Origin of the sequence: Streptomyces sp. NPDC051563 (assembly GCF_044454225.1) — a bacterium.
Classification (GTDB): Bacteria; Actinomycetota; Actinomycetes; order Streptomycetales; family Streptomycetaceae; genus Streptomyces.
Map to the genome: position 1 here is coordinate 1 of NZ_JBITDL010000022.1, position 18520 is coordinate 18520.

17 protein-coding genes and 2 pseudogenes are annotated in these 18520 nt (G+C 71.5%); 14 read left to right on the top strand and 5 right to left on the bottom strand.

Annotated features, from left to right (window positions below; genetic code table 11):
- A pseudogene (locus ACIA8F_RS25275) lies at positions 1-901 on the bottom strand (hypothetical protein); the annotation flags it as partial.
- A 161-nt stretch (positions 902-1062) separates the two neighbouring features.
- Here ACIA8F_RS25275 and ACIA8F_RS25280 point away from each other — a divergent pair.
- Entirely contained in the window at positions 1063-2256 is a 1194-nt protein-coding gene (locus ACIA8F_RS25280) for an argininosuccinate synthase (RefSeq protein WP_399382062.1), read from the top strand.
- Positions 2257-2351: 95 nt separating this feature from the next.
- Positions 2352-3782, top strand: a complete 1431-nt coding sequence (argH, locus tag ACIA8F_RS25285; RefSeq protein WP_399382063.1) for an argininosuccinate lyase — start codon at positions 2352-2354, stop codon at positions 3780-3782.
- A gap of 63 nt (positions 3783-3845) precedes the next feature.
- Here argH and ACIA8F_RS25290 read toward each other — a convergent pair whose 3' ends face one another.
- A complete protein-coding gene (locus ACIA8F_RS25290; RefSeq protein WP_399382065.1) occupies positions 3846-4376 on the bottom strand; it encodes an HAD domain-containing protein in 531 nt (176 codons plus the stop codon).
- An 85-nt stretch (positions 4377-4461) separates the two neighbouring features.
- Here ACIA8F_RS25290 and ACIA8F_RS25295 point away from each other — a divergent pair, with 85 nt between their 5' ends.
- From ACIA8F_RS25295 to ACIA8F_RS25305, 3 genes are all read left to right on the top strand, one after another.
- On the top strand, positions 4462-5013 hold the full coding sequence (locus tag ACIA8F_RS25295; protein ID WP_399382066.1) for a TetR/AcrR family transcriptional regulator: 552 nt from the start codon (positions 4462-4464) through the stop codon (positions 5011-5013).
- On the top strand, positions 5010-6554 hold the full coding sequence (locus tag ACIA8F_RS25300; protein ID WP_399382068.1) for an MFS transporter: 1545 nt from the start codon (positions 5010-5012) through the stop codon (positions 6552-6554). Before ACIA8F_RS25295 ends, ACIA8F_RS25300 begins: the two co-directional genes overlap by 4 nt.
- A gap of 79 nt (positions 6555-6633) precedes the next feature.
- Complete coding sequence (locus tag ACIA8F_RS25305) at positions 6634-8106, top strand: membrane-associated oxidoreductase (protein WP_399382070.1); 1473 nt, start codon at positions 6634-6636, stop codon at positions 8104-8106.
- 5 nt (positions 8107-8111) lie between these two features.
- Here the strand turns inward: ACIA8F_RS25305 and ACIA8F_RS25310 are convergent, their stop codons facing one another.
- Positions 8112-8732 carry a 1-acyl-sn-glycerol-3-phosphate acyltransferase gene (locus ACIA8F_RS25310; RefSeq protein ID WP_267756847.1) on the bottom strand — a complete coding sequence of 207 codons (621 nt, stop codon included), beginning with the start codon at positions 8730-8732 and terminating at the stop codon, positions 8112-8114.
- Between the two features lie 315 nt (positions 8733-9047).
- Here ACIA8F_RS25310 and ACIA8F_RS25315 point away from each other — a divergent pair, with 315 nt between their 5' ends.
- The 3 genes from ACIA8F_RS25315 to ACIA8F_RS25325 all read left to right on the top strand — a co-directional run bounded on the left by ACIA8F_RS25315 (position 9048) and on the right by ACIA8F_RS25325 (position 11462).
- On the top strand, positions 9048-10223 hold the full coding sequence (locus tag ACIA8F_RS25315; protein ID WP_399382071.1) for a glycerophosphodiester phosphodiesterase: 1176 nt from the start codon (positions 9048-9050) through the stop codon (positions 10221-10223).
- Between the two features lie 143 nt (positions 10224-10366).
- A complete protein-coding gene (locus ACIA8F_RS25320; RefSeq protein WP_399382073.1) occupies positions 10367-10918 on the top strand; it encodes a sigma-70 family RNA polymerase sigma factor in 552 nt (183 codons plus the stop codon).
- Between the two features lie 37 nt (positions 10919-10955).
- Positions 10956-11462, top strand: coding sequence for a GNAT family N-acetyltransferase (locus ACIA8F_RS25325; protein WP_383954763.1), 507 nt, complete (start codon positions 10956-10958; stop codon positions 11460-11462).
- A 17-nt stretch (positions 11463-11479) separates the two neighbouring features.
- Here the strand turns inward: ACIA8F_RS25325 and ACIA8F_RS25330 are convergent, their stop codons facing one another.
- Entirely contained in the window at positions 11480-11914 is a 435-nt protein-coding gene (locus ACIA8F_RS25330) for a hypothetical protein (protein ID WP_383954761.1), read from the bottom strand.
- Positions 11907-12275 carry a hypothetical protein gene (locus tag ACIA8F_RS25335; RefSeq protein ID WP_399382074.1) on the bottom strand — a complete coding sequence of 123 codons (369 nt, stop codon included), beginning with the start codon at positions 12273-12275 and terminating at the stop codon, positions 11907-11909. Before ACIA8F_RS25335 ends, ACIA8F_RS25330 begins: the two co-directional genes overlap by 8 nt.
- 68 nt (positions 12276-12343) lie before the next feature.
- On the opposite strand from ACIA8F_RS25335, the gene ACIA8F_RS25340 reads away from it, so the two are divergent.
- From ACIA8F_RS25340 to cbiE, 6 genes and pseudogenes are all read left to right on the top strand, one after another.
- Complete coding sequence (locus tag ACIA8F_RS25340; protein ID WP_399382076.1) at positions 12344-13018, top strand: HAD-IA family hydrolase; 675 nt, start codon at positions 12344-12346, stop codon at positions 13016-13018.
- Positions 13019-13401: 383 nt separating this feature from the next.
- On the top strand, positions 13402-14457 hold the full coding sequence (locus ACIA8F_RS25345; RefSeq protein WP_399382078.1) for a methionine ABC transporter ATP-binding protein: 1056 nt from the start codon (positions 13402-13404) through the stop codon (positions 14455-14457).
- Complete coding sequence (locus ACIA8F_RS25350) at positions 14454-15122, top strand: methionine ABC transporter permease (RefSeq protein WP_399382080.1); 669 nt, start codon at positions 14454-14456, stop codon at positions 15120-15122. The genes ACIA8F_RS25345 and ACIA8F_RS25350 overlap by 4 nt, the downstream gene beginning before the upstream one ends.
- A 101-nt stretch (positions 15123-15223) precedes the next feature.
- Positions 15224-16087, top strand: coding sequence for a MetQ/NlpA family ABC transporter substrate-binding protein (locus tag ACIA8F_RS25355; RefSeq protein WP_399382081.1), 864 nt, complete (start codon positions 15224-15226; stop codon positions 16085-16087).
- A 242-nt stretch (positions 16088-16329) separates the two neighbouring features.
- Positions 16330-16950 (top strand): annotated as a pseudogene (locus ACIA8F_RS25360) (GNAT family N-acetyltransferase); the annotation flags it as partial.
- A gap of 259 nt (positions 16951-17209) precedes the next feature.
- On the top strand, positions 17210-18427 hold the full coding sequence (gene cbiE, locus ACIA8F_RS25365) for a precorrin-6y C5,15-methyltransferase (decarboxylating) subunit CbiE (RefSeq protein ID WP_399382082.1): 1218 nt from the start codon (positions 17210-17212) through the stop codon (positions 18425-18427).
- Positions 18428-18520 lie beyond the last annotated feature (93 nt).

An 18520-nucleotide genomic window follows, 5' to 3' on the forward strand; every position in this document is an offset into this window, starting at 1 on the left:
TTCGCGTACTGGGCGTACGTGGTCGCCCCGGCAGTGCGGCCGGGCGCGGTGCCGGGCGTCGCGGGCCCGGCAAGATCCGGAAGAGACGGCCTAGGTGCCGCGCGGCCTCGTCCGCCCGGCCGGCCCCGCGCAGGGCGGTGACCCCGGCGGCCCGGACCATCGGGAGGCGCCCGCCCAGCAGGGTGTCCACCACCACGTCGTCCGGTCCGGCGGTGGCCATGGTCCGCAGTGCCGCGTCGGTCCACAGCTGGGCCGCGGCCGGGTCCAGTTCGCGGGCGGCCTGCCGCGCGAGCTCCCGTACGCCCGTCCCGCCGGCGGCGACGGCCAGCCGGGCGGCGAGCCGCCGGGCCGGCAGGTCGGTGCCGTCCCGCAGCGCGGCGAGGGCGCCGGGCTCCTCCCGGAGCGCGCCCTCGAACAGCTCCAGCGCCCAGACGCCGTGCTCGCGCCGGCCGAGCCGCAGGGCGAGCGGGGTCAGCCGGACCAGGTGCCCGGCGGGGTCGCCGGCGACGATCCGCAGGAGGATCCGCCGGGCGCGCTCGCGGACCGGCGGGGCCCAGTCGGCGCAGCGGATCAGGACCAGCTCCGGCACCGGGTCGTCCGACGCGATCAGGGCGCCCTCGCGGACCCGTCCGTCGGGGGCGCACAGCCGTGCCTCGATCCGGTCGGCGGCCGGCGGGCGGTACCAGGAGCGGGCCCGGGCGCGCACCTCCTCGTCGAAGGCGGTCCAGGCCTCGGGCCCGTACCCGGCGAGCACGTCGGCGACGGGTCCGTCGGCGGGTCCGTCGACAGGTCCGGCGGCCGGTCCGACGACCTGCCCGACGGCCGGCCCGGATTCCCCGTCGCTCAGCGCCGCCGCGGCCTTCCGGCCCGCGCGCGCGTTCTCCCGTGCACCGGCTCCCATGTGCCCTCCCCGTCTCGTTCGTCGATGGTAGAGGCCGTCATGAATCGCCGCCGCCCTTATTCACGCTGGTCAGCGAGGTCACCCCGCAGTTCGATTGACGAAACATACGGAGTCCTGCATAGTTATGCCTATCGCTGGATGCACCGTGTAAGGAGAACCCCGTGGCCGAGCGCGTCGTACTCGCCTATTCAGGCGGTCTGGACACCTCCGTCGCCATCGGCTGGATCGCCGAGGAGACGGGCGCCGAGGTCATCGCCGTGGCGGTGGACGTCGGTCAGGGCGGCGAGGACCTGGACGTCATCCGCAAGCGGGCGCTCGCCTGCGGCGCGGTCGAGGCCGAGGTCGCCGACGCCCGGGACGAGTTCGCCGACGAGTACTGCCTCCCGGCGATCAAGGCGAACGCCCTCTACATGGACCGCTATCCGCTGGTCTCGGCCCTCTCGCGGCCGGCCATCGTCAAGCACCTCGTGGCCGCCGCCCGCAAGCACGGCGCCACCACCGTCGCCCACGGCTGCACCGGCAAGGGCAATGACCAGGTCCGCTTCGAGGCCGGCATCGCCGCCCTAGGCCCCGACCTCACGTGCATCGCCCCGGTCCGCGACTACGCGATGACCCGCGACAAGGCCATCGCCTTCGCCGAGAAGGCGGACCTGCCGATCGCGACCACCAAGAAGTCCCCGTACTCCATCGACCAGAACGTCTTCGGACGCGCCGTCGAGACGGGCTTCCTGGAGGACATCTGGAACGCGCCGATCGAGGACATCTACGAGTACACCGCCGACCCCGCCCTCCCGCGCGCGGCCGACGAGGTCGTCATCTCCTTCAAGGAGGGCGTCCCGGTCGCCATCGACGGCAAGGCCGTCACCGTGCTCCAGGCGATCCAGCAGCTCAACGAGCGCGCCGGAGCCCAGGGCATCGGCCGGATCGACATCGTCGAGGACCGCCTCGTGGGCATCAAGTCCCGCGAGGTGTACGAGGCCCCGGGCGCGATCGCGCTGATCACCGCCCACCAGGAGCTGGAGAACGTCACCGTCGAGCGCGAGCTGGCCCGCTACAAGCGGCAGGTCGAGCAGCGCTGGGGCGAGATGGTCTACGACGGCCTGTGGTTCTCCCCGCTGAAGCGGGCGCTGGACGGCTTCATCAACGAGGCCAACCAGCACGTCACCGGTGACATCCGGATGACCCTGCACGGCGGCCGCGCCGTCGTCACCGGCCGCAAGTCCGATGAGTCGCTGTACGACTTCAACCTCGCGACCTACGACTCGGGCGACACCTTCGACCAGTCGAAGGCCCAGGGCTTCATCGAGATCTTCGGCCTCTCCTCGAAGATCGCCGCCCGCCGCGACCTCGCCTGATCTGACACCGTAGTACGGACCGTCTCCCCGTCACCTCCGCGACGGGGAGCCGGTTGCACATCCGAAGCCATGCACGTTCTTGAGGAGCAGTAGCTGTGAGCAGCAACAACGGTGGTGACGTCCGGCTCTGGGGCGCCCGGTTCGCCGACGGTCCCGCCGAGGCCCTCGCGAAGCTGTCCGCGTCGGTCCACTTCGACTGGCGCCTGGCCCCGTACGACATCGCCGGTTCCAAGGCCCACGCCCGTGTGCTCGCCAAGGCGGGCCTGCTCACGGCCGAGGAACTCGGCCGCATGATCGCCGGGCTGGACCAGCTCGCGGTCGACGTGGAGAACGGCTCCTTCACCGGCACCATCGCCGACGAGGACGTCCACACCGCACTGGAGCGGGGCCTGCTGGAGCGGCTCGGCGCCGACCTAGGCGGCAAGCTGCGCGCCGGCCGGTCGCGCAACGACCAGATCGCCACCCTCTTCCGGATGTACCTGCGCGACCACGCCCGGATCATCGGCGGTCTCGTCGCCGACCTCCAGGACGCGCTGGTCGGCCTCGCCGAGGCACACGCCGACGTGGCCATGCCGGGCCGCACCCACCTGCAGCACGCGCAGCCGGTGCTCTTCGCCCACCACGTACTGGCCCACGTGCAGGCCCTGTCCCGGGACGCGGAGCGGCTGCGCCAGTGGGACACCCGCACCGCGGTGTCCCCGTACGGTTCGGGCGCCCTCGCGGGCTCCTCGCTCGGCCTGGACCCGGAGGCGGTCGCCGCCGACCTCGGCTTCGAGCGCGGCTCCGTCGGCAACTCCATCGACGGCACGGCCTCGCGCGACTTCGTCGCCGAGTTCGCCTTCGTCACCGCGATGATCGGCATCAACCTGTCGCGGATCGCGGAGGAGATCATCATCTGGAACACGAAGGAGTTCTCCTTCGTGACCCTGCACGACGCCTTCTCCACCGGGTCGTCGATCATGCCGCAGAAGAAGAACCCGGACATCGCGGAGCTGGCGCGCGGCAAGTCGGGCCGCCTCATCGGCAACCTGACCGGCCTGCTGGCCACCCTGAAGGCCCTGCCCCTGGCCTACAACCGGGACCTCCAGGAGGACAAGGAGCCGGTCTTCGACTCCTGCGACACCCTCGAAGTCCTGCTGCCGGCCTTCACCGGGATGATGGCCACCCTCACGATCAACCGGGAGCGGATGGAGGCCCTGGCCCCGGCCGGCTTCTCCCTCGCCACCGACATCGCGGAGTGGCTGGTCAAGCAGGGCGTGCCGTTCCGGGTGGCGCACGAGGTGGCCGGCGAGTGCGTCAAGGAGTGCGAGGGGCTCGGGATCGAGCTCGACGAGCTCACGGACGAGCAGTTCGCGAAGATCTCGGAGCACCTGACCCCGGAGGTCCGCAAGGTCCTCAACGTCAAGGGCGCGCTGGCCTCCCGCGACGGCCGCGGCGGCACCGCCCCGTCGGCGGTGGCGATCCAGCTCACGGAGCTGAAGGCCGACCTGGTCATCCAGCACGCCTGGGCGACGCACAAGAACTGACCGCCGTGCCCGGAGGGGCGGTACGGGCCGCACGGCCCGTACCGCCCCTCCGGCGTTCGGCGATCAGTAGCCGGCGTGCTGCCCGGCCCAGCCCGCCAGCGCGTCGAAATCGGCCCGGACCAGGCCGATCCGCTCGTCGATCCGCAGCAGCAGCGCGTGCGCGGGATGGCGCTGCTCCACGTAGGCGCGGTCCAGGTCCGAGATGTCGTCGTCGATCCAGGCGAAGGGCCGCTCGCCCGCGTACTCCAGGATGTACTGGGTCTTCCAGAACGTGCCCGCCGGTGCGCGCCCGTGCATCCGGGGCCACTCGATCCAGGGCAGCTCGGGCAGGCCCAGGTGCGGGCCTATCCACTCGTTCGCCTCGCCCTTCCACGTGGTCGCCCACACGAGCTCGTACGCCTCCGCGAGCGCGAGCAGCTCCGCCCCGTGGTCCGGATTCAGCCAGACCCGCAACGGCTTCGCGCTCTCGGCGCCGGTCCAGCCCGTCGGGCGCATCCGGTGGGTGCGGTAGCCCTCGGGGCGCCGCTGGGCCTTGGCCGCGTAGGGGTTCAGCGGGCCGTCCACGTCGATCAGCAGCAGGGGCTTCGGGTTCATCACGGCAGGATTCCTTTCGGTGCCCGAGGGGGCACTCCATTTATTAAATGAGACACCGACGTCTCATTCGGGTTATGCTTGTCTCATGGCTATGGACCGTGACCAGGTGCTCCGCGCCGCCGCCGCGCTGCTCTCCCGCAAGTCGACCGCCACGATGGACGAGGTCGCGAGGGCCGCAGGCATCGGCCGCGCGACCCTCCACCGGCACTTCGCCGGGCGCGACGCCCTCGTACGGGCGCTCGAAGAGCTCGGCATCCGCGCGTTCGAGGTGGCCTTCGACAACGCCCGCCTCGACGAGGGCACGGCGATCGACGCGCTCCGCAGGCTCGTCGCCGAAGCGGAGCCCAACGCCGAGCTGCTGGCCTTCCTCGTCACCGAGAACCAGCTCTTCGAGGGAGACCAGGTCAACGAGGGCTGGGCCCGCCTCGACGCCCGCGTGGGCGCCCTCTTCCGGCGCGGCCAGCAGGAGGGCGACATCCGGATCGACCTGAGCCCCGCCTGGCTCACCGAGGCCCTCTACGGGCTCATCGGCACCTGCGCCTGGGCCGTCATGGACGGCCGGGTCGCGGCCAAGGACTTTCAGTACATGATCATCGAGTTGCTGCTCGGTGGCGCACGACGGAGTGTGGAGAAATGAGCCGTACCGAACAGCTGACCCGGACCCCGGGGGCGGAGGGCCGCCGCCGCGGGCGCTGGCTCGCCCTCTCCGTGCTCGTGCTCGCCGTCCTGCTGGTCGCCGTCGACGCCACCGTGCTCGGCCTCGCCACGCCCGCCCTCAGCGAGGACCTGAAGCCCTCGGGCACCCAGCTCCTGTGGATCGGCGACATCTACTCCTTCGTCATCGCCGGCCTGCTCGTCTCCATGGGCTCCCTCGGCGACCGGATAGGCCGCAAGAAGCTCCTCCTCGTCGGCGCGACCGCCTTCGGCGCCGTCTCGGTCCTCAACGCCTACGCCACCAGCCCCGAGATGATGATCGTCGCCCGGGCCCTGCTCGGCGTGGCCGGCGCGACCCTGATGCCCTCCACCCTCGCGCTGATCCGCAACATCTTCCACGACCCCAAGGAACGCAGCCTCGCCATCGGCATCTGGGGCGCCACCGCCTCGGCCGGCGCGGCCGTCGGCCCGGTGGTCGGCGGAGCCCTGCTCCAGCACTTCTGGTGGGGCTCGGTCTTCCTCATCAACCTCCCCGTGATGATCGTCCTGGTCATCGTCGGCATCAAGCTGCTGCCCGAGTCGAAGAACCCGGTCGCCGGCCCCTGGGACCTGTTCAGCGTCGGCCTCTCCCTCGTCGGCATCATCGGCGTGGTCTACGCCGTCAAGCAGATCGCCACCCACGGCCCGGGCTGGGAGGTCTGGGTGGCCGCCGCCATCGGAGCCGGCGCGCTCTACACCTTCGTACGGCGCCAGTTCACGCTGCCGTCCCCGCTCCTCGACATGCGGCTCTTCCGGCACCGCGGATTCTCCGGCGCGGTCCTCGCCGACCTGCTCACCGTCTTCGGCCTGTCCGGACTGGTCTTCTTCCTCTCCCAGTTCCTCCAGCTCGTCCAGGGCCGCGACCCGCTCGAAGCGGGCCTGGCCGAACTGCCCGCCGCCGTCGGCGCCGTGGTCACCGGCCTGGTCGCGGGCAGGTACGCCCGCAAGTACGGGGTACGGGTCATCGTCACCGGAGGCCTCGCCGCCATCGGCATCGCGCTGGCCGCACTGACCGTGATCCACAAGGAGACCGGCTACCCGCTGCTCGGCGCCGCCCTGCTCGTCGTCGGCCTCGGCGCCGGCTTCTCCTTCACGGTCACCGCCGACGTGATCCTCTCCAGCGTCCCCAAGGAGCAGGCCGGTTCCGCCTCGGCCGTCTCCGAGACCGCCTACGAACTGGGCGCCGCCCTCGGCATCGCCCTGCTCGGCTCGGTCGTCACCGGCGTCTACCAGAGCTTCACCGCCCCAGCCTCCGTCTCCGGCCCCGTCGCCGACGCCGCCCACGAATCGCTCGGCGGCGCCGTCGAAGCGGCCAAGTCACTGGACCCGCAGACCGCCCAGCAGATGGTCGGCGCCGCCCAGGACGCCTTCGTGGACGGCCTGCGACTGGCCTCCGGCGTCGGCGCGGCCGTCCTGCTGGCCACCGCGGTGGCCGCCTGGTTCCTCCTCAAGGGGCAGGAGCTCCAGGACGGCATCGAGCACTGACGCCGCGTGGCGGATCGTCAGGGGGTGATGTCCCGCAGGCAGTTGACAGTCCCTCGGCGTGCGGGACACCATCCCGGCGATGGAGATCACCGATCTGACCCCGGCCGAACGCCGCGTACGGGACGCCTTCCCCCTCGGGGAGCGCGTCGACTTCTGCGAGGGCCCCGACGAGGACGCCTCCGAGGGGGCCGGCTGGGGCCCGGAACGGACCGTACGCGCCGAGGTGCTCACCGCCCTGCTGCTGAACGGCAGTTCCGCCAACGGCCAGGTCGCGGGCCTCAACGTCCGGGGCGCGCGGATCACCGGCAAGCTCAACCTCAAGTACGCCGTCGTCGACCACGCGATCCGGCTGCGCGGCTGCTGGTTCGAGCGCAAGCCCCTGGTCTACGGGGCCAAGTTGCGGGCCCTGGTGCTGTCGGACTCCGCGCTGCCCGGACTGACCGGAGCCACCGTCGCCGTCGACGTCGTGCTGCGGCTCTCCTGCTGCCGCATCACCGGGCCGGTGCGGCTCGCGGGCGCCCGGATAGCCGGCGGGCTCTTCCTCACCCGGGCCGTCATCGGCACGCCCGGCGCGGCGGAGTCCGAGGAGCCCCCGCTCCAGTTCAACCACGCCGACATCGGCACCGACGTCATCGCCCCGGGACTCACCGTCCACGGCCAGACCCGCATCAACGGCGCCACCGTCGGCGGCCAGATCAACCTCGACGACGCCCGGCTCCTCGCCCCCGGCGGCACCGCCCTGCACGCCGAGACCCTGACGCTCGGCACCGACCTGCGCGCCATGCGGCTGGAGGCCCGCGGCCGGGTCAACCTCACCGGCTCCCGGATACCGGGCCAGCTCAACCTCGCCTACGCCCGCCTCGTCAACCCCGGCGGGGTCGCCCTGCGCGCGTCGAGCTGCGTCGCCGGCGAGGTGTGGCTGCGCTCCTGCCCGACCGTCCAGGGCGGCGTGAACCTGCGCCGCTCCACGTTCGACCTGCTGCACGTCCCGCCCTCGACCTGGCCCGCGCAGATCCGGATCGACGGGCTCACCTACCGCACGCTCGCCCCGCACCTGCCCGCCGAACAGCGGCTGCCCGCCCTGGAACGCGAGGAGTCCGGCTACCTGCCCTACGCCTACGAGCAACTGGCCGCGGCCTACCGCACGGTCGGCGACGAGGCGGGTGCCCGCACCGTGCAGCTCGCCAAACTGCGCCGGCACCGCCGCACCCTGCCCCGGCACGCCAGGCTCTGGGGACTGCTTCAGGACGCCACCGTCGGGTACGGCTTCCGCCCGCTGCGCGCCGCGGGCTGGCTGCTGGCGCTGCTGATCACGGGGACCGTCGCGTACTGGTTCCACCACCCCCGCCCGCTCAAGGTGGGGGAGTCGCCGGAGTTCAATCCGGTCTTCTACACGATCGACCTGATGCTGCCGATCATCGGCTTCGGCCAGGAGGAGGCCTTCGCGCCGGACGGCTGGTACCAGTGGCTGTCGTACCTGCTGATCGTGACCGGCTGGGTCCTCGCCACGACGACCGCGGCGGGCGTCAGCCGGTCACTGCAACGGCAGTAGGGGCGCTACGCGGCCTTCGCCTTGGTCGCGTACATGTCCACGTACTCCTGGCCGGAGAGCCGCATGACCTCGGCCATCACCGAGTCGGTGACGGCGCGCAGCACGTAGCGGTCGCGGTCCATGCCCTCGTACCGGGAGAACTCCATCGGCTCGCCGAACCGGACGGTGACCCGGCCCGGGCGCGGCATGCCGGCGCCGCCGGGCTGGAGCTTGTCGGTGCCGATCATCGCGAAGGGGACGACGGGGGCGCCGGTCATCAGCGTCAGCCGGGCGATGCCGGTGCGGCCGCGGTAGAGGCGTCCGTCGGGGGAGCGGGTGCCCTCGGGGTAGATCCCGAAGATCTTGCCCTCCTCGAGGATGCGGCGGCCGGTCATCAGGGCGGCGACGCCGCCGTTGGCCCCGTCGCGGTCCACGGGGATCATGCCGGCACCGGTGAAGAACCAGGCCATGGCCCGGCCCTTGATGCCCTTGCCCGTCACGTACTCGTCCTTGCCGATGAAGTGGACCGTGCGGTCGCACACCAGCGGCAGGATCATCGAGTCGATGAAGGTGAGGTGGTTGCCCGCGAGGATCACCGGCCCGGTGCCCGGAATGTTCTCGATGCCCTCGACACGGGTGCGGAACATCAGGCGCATGACGGGTCCGACAGTGGCTTTGATCAGGCGCGTACGGAACAACGTGGGCCCTCCGGCATCGAAAAGCTAGGGTTCTCGCACCCACCACGCGGCGGTAGTGCAGGTGAGGACGATACTCGCGGGTCCGGTCTGATCGCACATCGGGTTCACGAGGTGGATACGCAGTGTTGACGCACGTTTCCGCCATGTTCCGCGGCCGCACCCCCGCCCGCCACCCGCGCTTGCCTACCATCGGCACGCGGATTCGGGCCGCAGGCCCCGGAGATCCCGGGACGCCCGGCTCTTGTCCGAGGGGGAGTGGCACTCATGACGCAGGGTGGGGCAGCACGGCGCACGGTACTGGGCGCGGCCGTCGCGGCGGCGGGCGGAGCCTTCGGCGGACTCGCGGCGGGGGCCGGTCCGGCGGCAGCCGCGGAGAGCGGCCACGGGGGAGGGCAGGGCGGCGGTTACCGCGACCTGCCGGTGCCGACGGTCATCGGCCACCGGGGAGCCAGCGGCTACCGGCCCGAGCACACGCTCGGGTCCTACCAGCTCGCGCTGGACCTCGGCGCCGACGTCGTCGAACAGGACCTCGTGCCCACCAAGGACGGCCACCTGGTGTGCCGCCACGAGAACGAGATCGGCGGCACGACGGACGTCGCCGACCACCCCGGGTTCGCCTCCCGCAAGACCACCAAGACCGTCGACGGGGTAGCGGTCACGGGCTGGTTCACCGAGGACTTCACCCTCGCCGAGCTGAAGACCCTGCGCGCGAAGGAACGCATCCCCGCCCTCCGGCAGCGCAACACCCTCTACGACGGCCGCTGGGACGTCCCCACCTTCGAAGAGGTGCTCCGCTGGGCCGACCGCGAGGGCCGGCGGCGCGGCAAGCGCGTGTGGCTGCACGTGGAGACCAAGCACCCCAGCTACTTCCGCGGCCTCGGCCTCGGACTGGAGGAGCCCCTCGCCAGGCTGCTGCGCCGCTACGGCCGCGACGGCCGGGGCGCCCCGCTCTTCCTGCAGTCCTTCGAACCCTCCAGCATCCAGCGGCTCTCCCGGCTGGTGTCCGCCCCGCGCGTGGTGCTCCTCTCGGCGGCGGGCACCCGCCCCTGGGACTTCGAGCTGGCCAAGGACCCCCGGACCGTCACCGATCTGGTCAAGCCCGAGGGGCTCCGGTGGATCGCCGGCTTCGCCCAGGGCATCGGGCCGACCATGGACCTGATCCTGCCGCGCGACGCCGCCGGCAAGCTCGGCGCCCCGACCACCCTGGTCGCGGACGCCCACGCGCAGGGGCTGATCCTGCACCCCTACACCGCGCGCAACGAGAACAGCTTCCTGCCGGCCGACTTCCGCAAGGGCACCGACCCGACGGCCTACGGGGACGCCTTCGGCGCCTTCAAGGCCTGCTTCGACCAGGGCATCGACGGGATCTTCACCGACCAGCCCGACACCGGACTGCTCGCGGCGGAGGCCTTCCGCCCGGGGCGGGGCGTGAAGGCCTAGGCACCCGCGCCCGTCCGCCGGGGCCCGTCCGCCGGGGCCGGTCCGCCGGAGTCTGACCGTCAACGTCCGACCGGAGCTTCTCGTACGAGTGGGCCGTGCCCGGCGGGGAAACCGCCCGGCACGGCCTTCGCGTCCCGCCCGGCATGGACCTGCTGAAGGCTGATCTCCCCGACCTGTTCGAAACGCTCCGCCCGCTGCTGTCGGCCGAAGCCGCCGCCGAGACCGCGGGCACCGGGGTGGACGCCGCCGACCTGGAACAAGCCGTCTGGGTCAGGCTGCTGGAGCACCCCCGCATCCCCGCCGAACCCGCCGACTGGCTGCGCCGGGCGGTGCGCGGGGAGGCCCGCCGGGCGCGGCGCCGGGCCCGGCGCGAAGTCCCGTACGACCGGCCCTCGGTGCACGGCGGGCCCGGCGCGGGGACCCGTACCAGCACGGGAGCGGAACCGGAAGACGCCCTCCTGCACGGCGAGGAGAACCGGGCGCTGCGATCGGCGGTCGCCCGATTGCCCGGAAGGTGTCCGGAGCTCATGAGGGCACTTCTGTCGCCCAGGGACCTCACTTACCGTGAAATCGCAGGAGAGTTGGGTATCTCACAAGGAAGTTTGGGGCCCGTCCGTTCCCGTTGCCTGGGATGTCTGCGCAGAATGCTGGCCGTAGAGGTTGCGGCTCCCGCCCTGCGGGGAATGGAGCGGTAGACCAGAAGGCCACCAGGTGAGCGGGAGGCATGCGCACATGGGCATGAGCGTGACCATTTCGGCGGCAACTGCCGAGGATGCCGAGCAGATCATCAAGCTGCAGTATCTGGCGTTCCAGAGCGAGGCCGAGCTGTACGGCAACTACCGCATCCAGCCGCTCACCCAGTCCCTGGACTCCCTCAAGGCCGAACTGGCCTCGGACACCGTGCTGGTGGCCCGGCTCGGCGAGGAGATCGTCGGCGCCGTGCGCGGCACCGTCGACGAGGAGGGCACCGGCAAGATCGCCAAGCTCTGCGTGCACCCGCGGCTCCAGGGCCACGGCCTCGGCGCCCGGCTGCTGGGCGCGGTCGAGGCGGCCCTGTCCGGCAACGACGCGACCACCCGCTTCCGGCTGTTCACCGGCCACAAGAGCGAGTCCAACCTGCGGCTCTACCGCAAGGCCGGCTACACCCAGGTCGGCGGACGCACCGCGTCCGACGGCGTCCGCCTGGTGATCCTGGAGAAGGAGGCCAAGGAGGCCACCGACTTCGCGGTCAGCGCCTAGCGCCTGGCGCCTAGCGCCTAGCGCTTGGCCCTGAGCCAGAGCATCCCGGTGATCGGCAGGATCACCGGGATGAACAGGTAGCCCATCCCGAAGTCCGACCACACGGTCGCGTCGGGGAAGGCCTCGGGCCGCACCAGGGTCCAGGTGCCCACGACGAGCACGCCGGCCAGCTCCGCGGCGCAGCAGATCCGCGCCGCCTTGCGGGCCGTCTCCCCGCCGCGCACCAGCGAGTACGTGATGAAGGCGTAGACCAGCGCGGCCACGGCCGACAGCGAGTACGCGAGCGGCGCCCGGTCGAACTCGGTGGAGATCTGGTAGATCGAGCGCGAGACCGCGCCGACGGTGATCACTCCGTAGAACCAGACCAGCAGCACCCCGGGCCCGGTCACCAGTCGCTTGCGCCCGGCCGGCGGGGTGGCGGCGGCCGTGGCGTCCGTGTCGGTATCAGGCACCGGTGTTTCCCCAGATGTCGTAGAGCCGTACTTCGAGGACGGCGAGGACGACCGCTCCCGCGGCCACCGTCACCGAGCCCCATTTGGTCCGCTCGCTCAGCGAGAGCAGCCCCGCCGCCGGGATGGCCGCGAAGGCGCCCACCAGGTAGGCGAGGAAGAGCACCGTGCCCTGGCCGGGCTTCTCGCCGCGGGCGAGCTGGACCAGGCCGATCACCAGCTGGGCCAGGACCAGAACGGTCACCACGGCCATGCCGATGAAATGCCAGTCCTTGGTCGGCTGGTCCCGCCAGGCGGCGAAACCGCACCAGGCGGCGAGGGCGAGTGCGGCCACGCCGATGGCGACCGTCAGGGCGTCGAGCATGCAGCGAGGGTATTACGGGCCGAAAGACCCGATGCGCTCACCCCTGCCCCCGGGCTTTCCTGGAAGGTATGAACCTGCTGCATGGGAAGCTCGGCCCGCAATTCGACGCGCTGCTGTTCGACAACGACGGCACGCTCATCTCCTCGATGGAATCCGTGCACCGCTGCTGGACCCGCTGGGCCCGGGAGTACGGGATCACCGAGGAGGACTTCGCCGCGGTGGAGCTCCACGGCCGCCCGGCCGCGGAGATCATCGCCGACCTCCTGCCCGAGGACGTACGGGCCGCCGCGCTCGCCCGGATCGAGGTGCTGGAGACCGAGGACGTGGCCGGCGGCGTGGTCCTGCTCCCCGGGACCAAGGAGCTGCTCTCGGCCCTTCCCGCGGGCCGCTGGGCCGTGGTCACCTCCGCGACCCGTCCGCTGGCCGAGGCCCGGCTGCGGGAGGTCGGCATCGACTTCCCCGAGATGGTGGCGGCCGACGACATCACCCGCGGCAAGCCCGACCCGGAGCCCTTCCTGCTGGCGGCCGCCCGGCTCGGGGTGGATCAGGCCCGCTGCGCGGTCTTCGAGGACGCCCCCGCCGGCCTGGCCGCGGGCCGCGCCGCCGGGATGACCACCGTGGCCTTGACCACAACGCACCCGGCCGCCGAACTCGACGCGGACGTGATCGTCAGGGACCTCTCGGCCGTGTCCGTACTGGTCGGAGCCGAGGGACTGACCATCGAGACGGACGATCGGTCCTGACCACACCTGTCCGGTATGCGGCCAAAATCCGTCCGCTATTCGGACACCTTTGATCGGTGACGGGGAACGTCTGGTTTACTTGGGCCCATGACCACGACGAGCAGCCGCACCCTTGCGACCGAGGCGACGATGACGCCCGGTGCTCGTTGTATGTGTCGAATGCGCGCCTTCTGAGGGCCCCTGCCCCAGGTCTCACGCCCCGAAGCGAGACCGGCCGAGCAACTCCCGGCACCCCCGTGTGACCCCGGAACGCTCCTGCCCCGCGCATGCGCCGAAGCCGTCGATTTACGTTTTTTCGGCGGGTTGCCCCGTATCGCGTCCCCAGATGTTTGCCCCGTGCCCGGCACCCGCTGCGCCGCGCACTCGACAGCGACGGAAATCCTGTGATCACCACATCGGGCCTCACGAAGGTCTACCAGTCCCGTGGCCGCGAGGTCACCGCCCTGGACGGCGTCGACCTGCACGTCCGCCAGGGCGAGGTCTACGGAGTCATCGGCCAGAGCGGTGCCGGCAAGTCCTCCCTGATCCGCTGCGTGAACCTGCTGGAGCGCCCCACCACCGGCACGGTGTCCGTCGACGGGGTCGACCTCACGGCCCTCGCCGGCCGGGGCCGCCGCGCCGGCAAGGAGCTCCGCGAGGCCCGCAGCCGCATCGGCATGGTCTTCCAGCACTTCAACCTGCTGTCCTCGCGCACCGTCCAGGGCAACATCGAACTGCCCCTGGAGATCCTCGGGGTCTCCGGCCGTGAGCGCTCCCGCAAGGCCGCCGAACTCCTCGACCTCGTCGGCCTCGCCGACAAGGCCAAGTCCTACCCCGGCCAGCTCTCCGGCGGACAGAAGCAGCGCGTCGGCATCGCCCGCGCCCTGGCCGGCGACCCCAAGGTGCTGCTCTCCGACGAGGCCACCAGCGCCCTGGACCCCGAGACCACCCGCCAGATCCTCCAGCTGCTGCGCGACCTCAACCGCCAGCTGGGCCTGACCGTCCTGCTCATCACGCACGAGATGGACGTGGTCAAGTCCGTCTGCGACTCGGCCGCCCTCATGCGGCAGGGGCGGATCGTCGAGGCCGGCAAGGTCACCGAGCTGCTGGCCACCCCCGGCTCCGAGCTCGCCCACGAACTGTTCCCGCTGACCGGGTCCGCGACCACCGCGGAGCACACGGTCATCGACGTCACCTTCCACGGCGAGACCGCGACCCAGCCGGTCATCTCCCAGCTGGCCCGCACCTACAACATCGACATATCGATCCTCGGCGCCGCGATGGACACCGTCGCAGGCCGGCAGATCGGCCGCATGCGCATCGAGCTGCCCGGCCGCTACGAGGACAACGTCGTACCCGTCGGCTTCCTGCGCGAGCAGGGCCTCCAGGTGGATGTCGTGGAAGCGGAGCCGGACGTCGACGGCGAACTGGCCGAGCTGGTCAAGGATGGTGCGAAGTGACCTGGTCCGAAATGCAGCCGCTGCTCACGCAGGGCACCTTCGACACCCTGTACATGGTGTTGTGGTCCGCCCTCGTGACCATCCTGGGCGGACTGCCCATCGGCATCCTGCTCGTCCTCACCGACAAGGGCGGACTGCTCCAGAACCGCGCGGTCAACAAGATCCTCGGCGTGATCGTGAACATGGGCCGCTCGCTCCCGTTCATCATCCTGCTGATCTTCCTGATCCCGGTCACCACGGCGATCGTCGGCACCTTCATCGGCCCCACCGCCATGATCGTCCCGCTCGCGATCGGCGCCATCCCCTTCTTCGCCCGGCTCGTCGAGACCGCCGTCCGCGAGGTGGACCACGGCCTGGTCGAAGCCGTCGAGTCCATGGGCGGCGGCATCCCGACCCTCGTCGGCAAGGTGCTCCTCCCGCAGGCGCTGCCCTCGCTGATCGCGGCCGTCACCACCACCGTGATCACGCTGATCGGCTACTCGGCCATGGCCGGCGCGGTCGGCGGTGAAGGCCTCGGCTCCAAGGCCATCACGTACGGCTTCCAGCGCTTCGAGACCGGCTTCATGGTCGCCACCGTCGTGGTGCTGATCGTGCTCGTCACGGTGATCCAGCTCATCGGCGACGGCGTGGTACGCCTCCTCGCCCGGCGTGGTCGGACAGCCTGAACCGGCCCGGGCCGGACATACACGAACTTTCCCCCAGAAAGCCCGCACTTGTCGTGCTTGGGCCGTCATCCATACAGCAAGACGCAAGAAAGGCACTCTTCGTGCGCAAGAACATCAAGCTCACCGCCCTCGCCGCCACCGTCTCGGCGCTCGCCCTCGGCCTCACCGCCTGCGGCAGCTCCTCGGACCCGTCCTCCACCAAGGCCGACGGCGGCAAGACCGACGAGAGCAAGCCCCTGGTCATCGCGGCGTCCCCGTCCCCGCACGCCGACATCCTGAAGTTCGTCCAGGACAACCTGGCGTCCAAGGAGGGCCTCAAGCTGGAGGTGAAGGAGTTCACGGACTACGTCCTGCCGAACACCGCCACCCAGCAGGGCCAGGTCGACGCCAACTACTTCCAGCACGTGCCGTACCTCGACGACTTCAACAAGAAGAACGGCACCGACATCGTGCCCGTCGTGAACGTGCACCTGGAGCCCCTGGGCCTTTACTCCAAGAAGGACAAGGCCCTCACCGACATCAAGGCCGGCCAGACCATCGCCGTCCCCAACGACCCCACCAACGAGGGCCGCGCGCTCCAGCTGCTCGCCGCGAACAACCTCATCACCCTCAAGGAGGGTGTCGGCACCGCCGCCAAGCTGTCCGACATCACCGACAAGAAGGGCCTGGAGTTCAAGGAGCTGGAGGCCGCCACGGTCCCGCGCGCCCTGAACGACGTGGACGCCGCCGTCATCAACGGCAACTACGCCATCGAGGCCAAGCTCGTCCCCGCCAAGGACGCGCTCGTCCTGGAGAAGGCCGAGGGCAACCCGTACGCCAACATCCTGGCGGTCAAGAAGGGCAACGAGAACGACCCCCGGATCCAGAAGCTCGCCAAGCTCCTGAACTCCGACGAGGTCAAGAAGTTCATCGACGAGAAGTACCAGGGCTCGGTCATCCCGGCCTTCGGCAAGCCGGCCGCCTGATTCCGGCCGCGCCACCGGCCCGGCCCGATCCGGCCGGCCCTCCGGGCCCCGTACGCCCCACCGGTGTACGGGGCCCCGGGCTGCCCGCTTCCGGGCAGCCCGGCCCTGCACATCACCAGGCCGATGCTGCATGCTGTGGCCTACGACCTGCGGCCGCGGCCCGTACACCCCCGGGTACACGGACCCGCGCCACGGTCGCCTCGCATCACGGTCGCACCACGGTCTCAGGCTTGGAGCTGCGCATGACTACCACCTTCCCGGACGTCACCATCAGCACGGACCGGCTGGTGCTGCGCCCCTTCGAGGAAGAAGACGTCACCGCGCTCGCCGAGATGATGAACGACGAACACGTCACCGCCTGGACCTCCGTGCCGCACCCCTACACCCACGCGGACGCGGTCACCTGGGCCACCAGGACCGCCCACACCGAGCGCACCGAAGGCCGCGGCATCGTCTTCGCCGTCACCGAGTTCCTCACCCAGCGGCTCGTCGGCATCGTCCACCTCCAGGACACCGACTGGCGCACCCGCACCACCGAGGTCGGCTACGTCACCGCCCCCTGGGCCCGCGGCGAGGGCTACGCCAGCGAGTCCGTCCGCGCCGTGGCCCGCTGGCTCTTCACCGACCAGCGCTTCGAACGCCTCGAACTGCGCACCGCCGCCGACAACACCGCCTCCCAGCAGGTGGCCCAGAAGACCGGTTGCATCAGTGAAGGCGTCCTGCGCAACGCCTGCATAGTGCGCACCCAGAACCCCGACGGATCCTGGTCCGACACCCGCAGCGACCTCATCGTCTGGGGCCTGGTCCCCGAGGACCTCGACGAGGACGACGACGGCTATTCCGGCTCCGCCGACGGCTACTCCGACGGGTACGGCGACACCTACGGAGACGGATACGAGGACGGCTACTCCGTGGGTTACGCGGAACCCCGCAAGCAGACGCGCGAGGACTACGGCATCCAGCCCGCGCGCGCGAACGACGCGAACGGCTACGCCCTCTTCTCGGACCGGAACTGACCGGACGACCGGGTAGTCTCACGAAGCCCGCCCCCCTCGACGAAGCTCCGCCCCGACCCGGCCGCCGCCGGGCAGGGCCCGCTCCCACACCAGGAGACTGACGACGATGGCCGACCGGGTCACGGTGATCGGCTGGGACGGCTCCCCCCTGACCGCGGCAGCCCGGTCCGCGCTCTCCGCCGCCACCCTGGTGGCCGGCGCCGCCCACCACCTCGCGCTCCCCGAAGTCCCGCCCGCCGCCGAACGCGTGCGCCTGGGCAGCCTGCCCCTCGCCGCCCGCCGGATCGCCGGCCACCGCGGCACCGCCGTGGTCCTCGCCGACGGGGACCCCGGCTTCTTCGGCGTCGTACGGGCCCTGCGCGCCCCGGAACACGGCCTGGAGGTGGAGGTCGTACCGGCCGTCTCCGCCGTCGCCGCAGCCTTCGCCCGGGCCGGGATGCCCTGGGACGACGCCCAGGTCGTCGTCGCCCACAGCCGCACCCTGCGCCGGGCCGTCAACGTCTGCCGCGCCCACCCCAAGGTCGCCGTCATCACCTCGCCCGGCGCCGGCCCCGCCGAACTCGCCCTGCTGCTCGAAGGAGTCCACCGCACCTTCGTCATCTGCGAGGAACTCGGCACCGACAAGGAACAGGTCACCGTCCTCACCTCCGACAAGGCCGCCGACCACAGCTGGCGCGACCCCAACGTGGTCATCGTCATCGGTGGTACCGGACCGGCCGCGACCGCCGCCGAGCCGGCCTGGCTGCTCGGCCGGAGCGCGGCCCCGGCCGCCGGACGGGGCTGGGCCCACCCGCAGATCGACGTCGGAGAAGGCGAGTCCACCCAGCTGCGCGCGGCCCAGCTCGCCCGGCTCGGCCCGCGCCCCGGGGACCTCGTCTGGGACATCGGCGCGGGCTCCGGAGCCCTCGCCGTGGACGCCGCCGCCCTCGGCGCCGCCGTCATCGCCGTCGACGCCGACCGGCACTCCTGCGACCGTACGGCCGCCGCCGCCCGGGCCCGCGGCGTACAGCTCCAGGTCGTCAACGGCCGTGCCCCGCACGTCCTGGAGACCCTCCCCGAACCCGACGTCGTCCGCGTGGGCGGCGGCGGAGCCCCCGTCGTCGCCGCCGTCGCCGACCGTCGCCCCGAACGGATCGTCAGCCACGCCTCCACCCGCGACGAGGCCGAGGCCATCGGACGGGTCCTGGCCGAGGGCGGATACACCGTCGAGTGCGCCCTGCTCCAGTCCGTCGGCCTGGACACCCGTACCTGGACCGAACAACAGCGCAACGTGGTGTTCCTGCTGGCCGCCGAACGCCCCGTTCACCGCCCGGACCGTACCTAGCCACGAGCCCGGGGTAGGCTGGCCGATCGTCACACCGCCCGGACGATTCGGGCACGCGGCTCCGGCTGGACGCGCGACGTGGCGCAGTCCACA

Bases quoted from the DNA above. Each gene is read 5' to 3' on its own strand.
- ACIA8F_RS25305 (WP_399382070.1), top strand. From the start codon at position 6,634: ATGGAGATCACCGATCTGACCCCGGCCGAACGCCGCGTACGGGACGCC.
- ACIA8F_RS25325 (WP_383954763.1), top strand. From the start codon at position 10,956: ATGGGCATGAGCGTGACCATTTCGGCGGCAACTGCCGAGGATGCCGAG.
- ACIA8F_RS25315 (WP_399382071.1), top strand. From the start codon at position 9,048: ATGACGCAGGGTGGGGCAGCACGGCGCACGGTACTGGGCGCGGCCGTC.
- ACIA8F_RS25310 (WP_267756847.1), bottom strand. From the start codon at position 8,732: ATGTTCCGCACCCGTGTCGAGGGCATCGAGAACATTCCGGGCACCGGG.
- ACIA8F_RS25300 (WP_399382068.1), top strand. From the start codon at position 5,010: ATGAGCCGTACCGAACAGCTGACCCGGACCCCGGGGGCGGAGGGCCGC.
- ACIA8F_RS25320 (WP_399382073.1), top strand. From the start codon at position 10,367: ATGGACCTGCTGAAGGCTGATCTCCCCGACCTGTTCGAAACGCTCCGC.
- ACIA8F_RS25290 (WP_399382065.1), bottom strand. From the start codon at position 4,376: ATGAACCCGAAGCCCCTGCTGCTGATCGACGTGGACGGCCCGCTGAAC.
- ACIA8F_RS25340 (WP_399382076.1), top strand. From the start codon at position 12,344: ATGAACCTGCTGCATGGGAAGCTCGGCCCGCAATTCGACGCGCTGCTG.
- ACIA8F_RS25295 (WP_399382066.1), top strand. From the start codon at position 4,462: ATGGCTATGGACCGTGACCAGGTGCTCCGCGCCGCCGCCGCGCTGCTC.
- ACIA8F_RS25335 (WP_399382074.1), bottom strand. From the start codon at position 12,275: ATGCTCGACGCCCTGACGGTCGCCATCGGCGTGGCCGCACTCGCCCTC.
- cbiE (WP_399382082.1), top strand. From the start codon at position 17,210: ATGGCCGACCGGGTCACGGTGATCGGCTGGGACGGCTCCCCCCTGACC.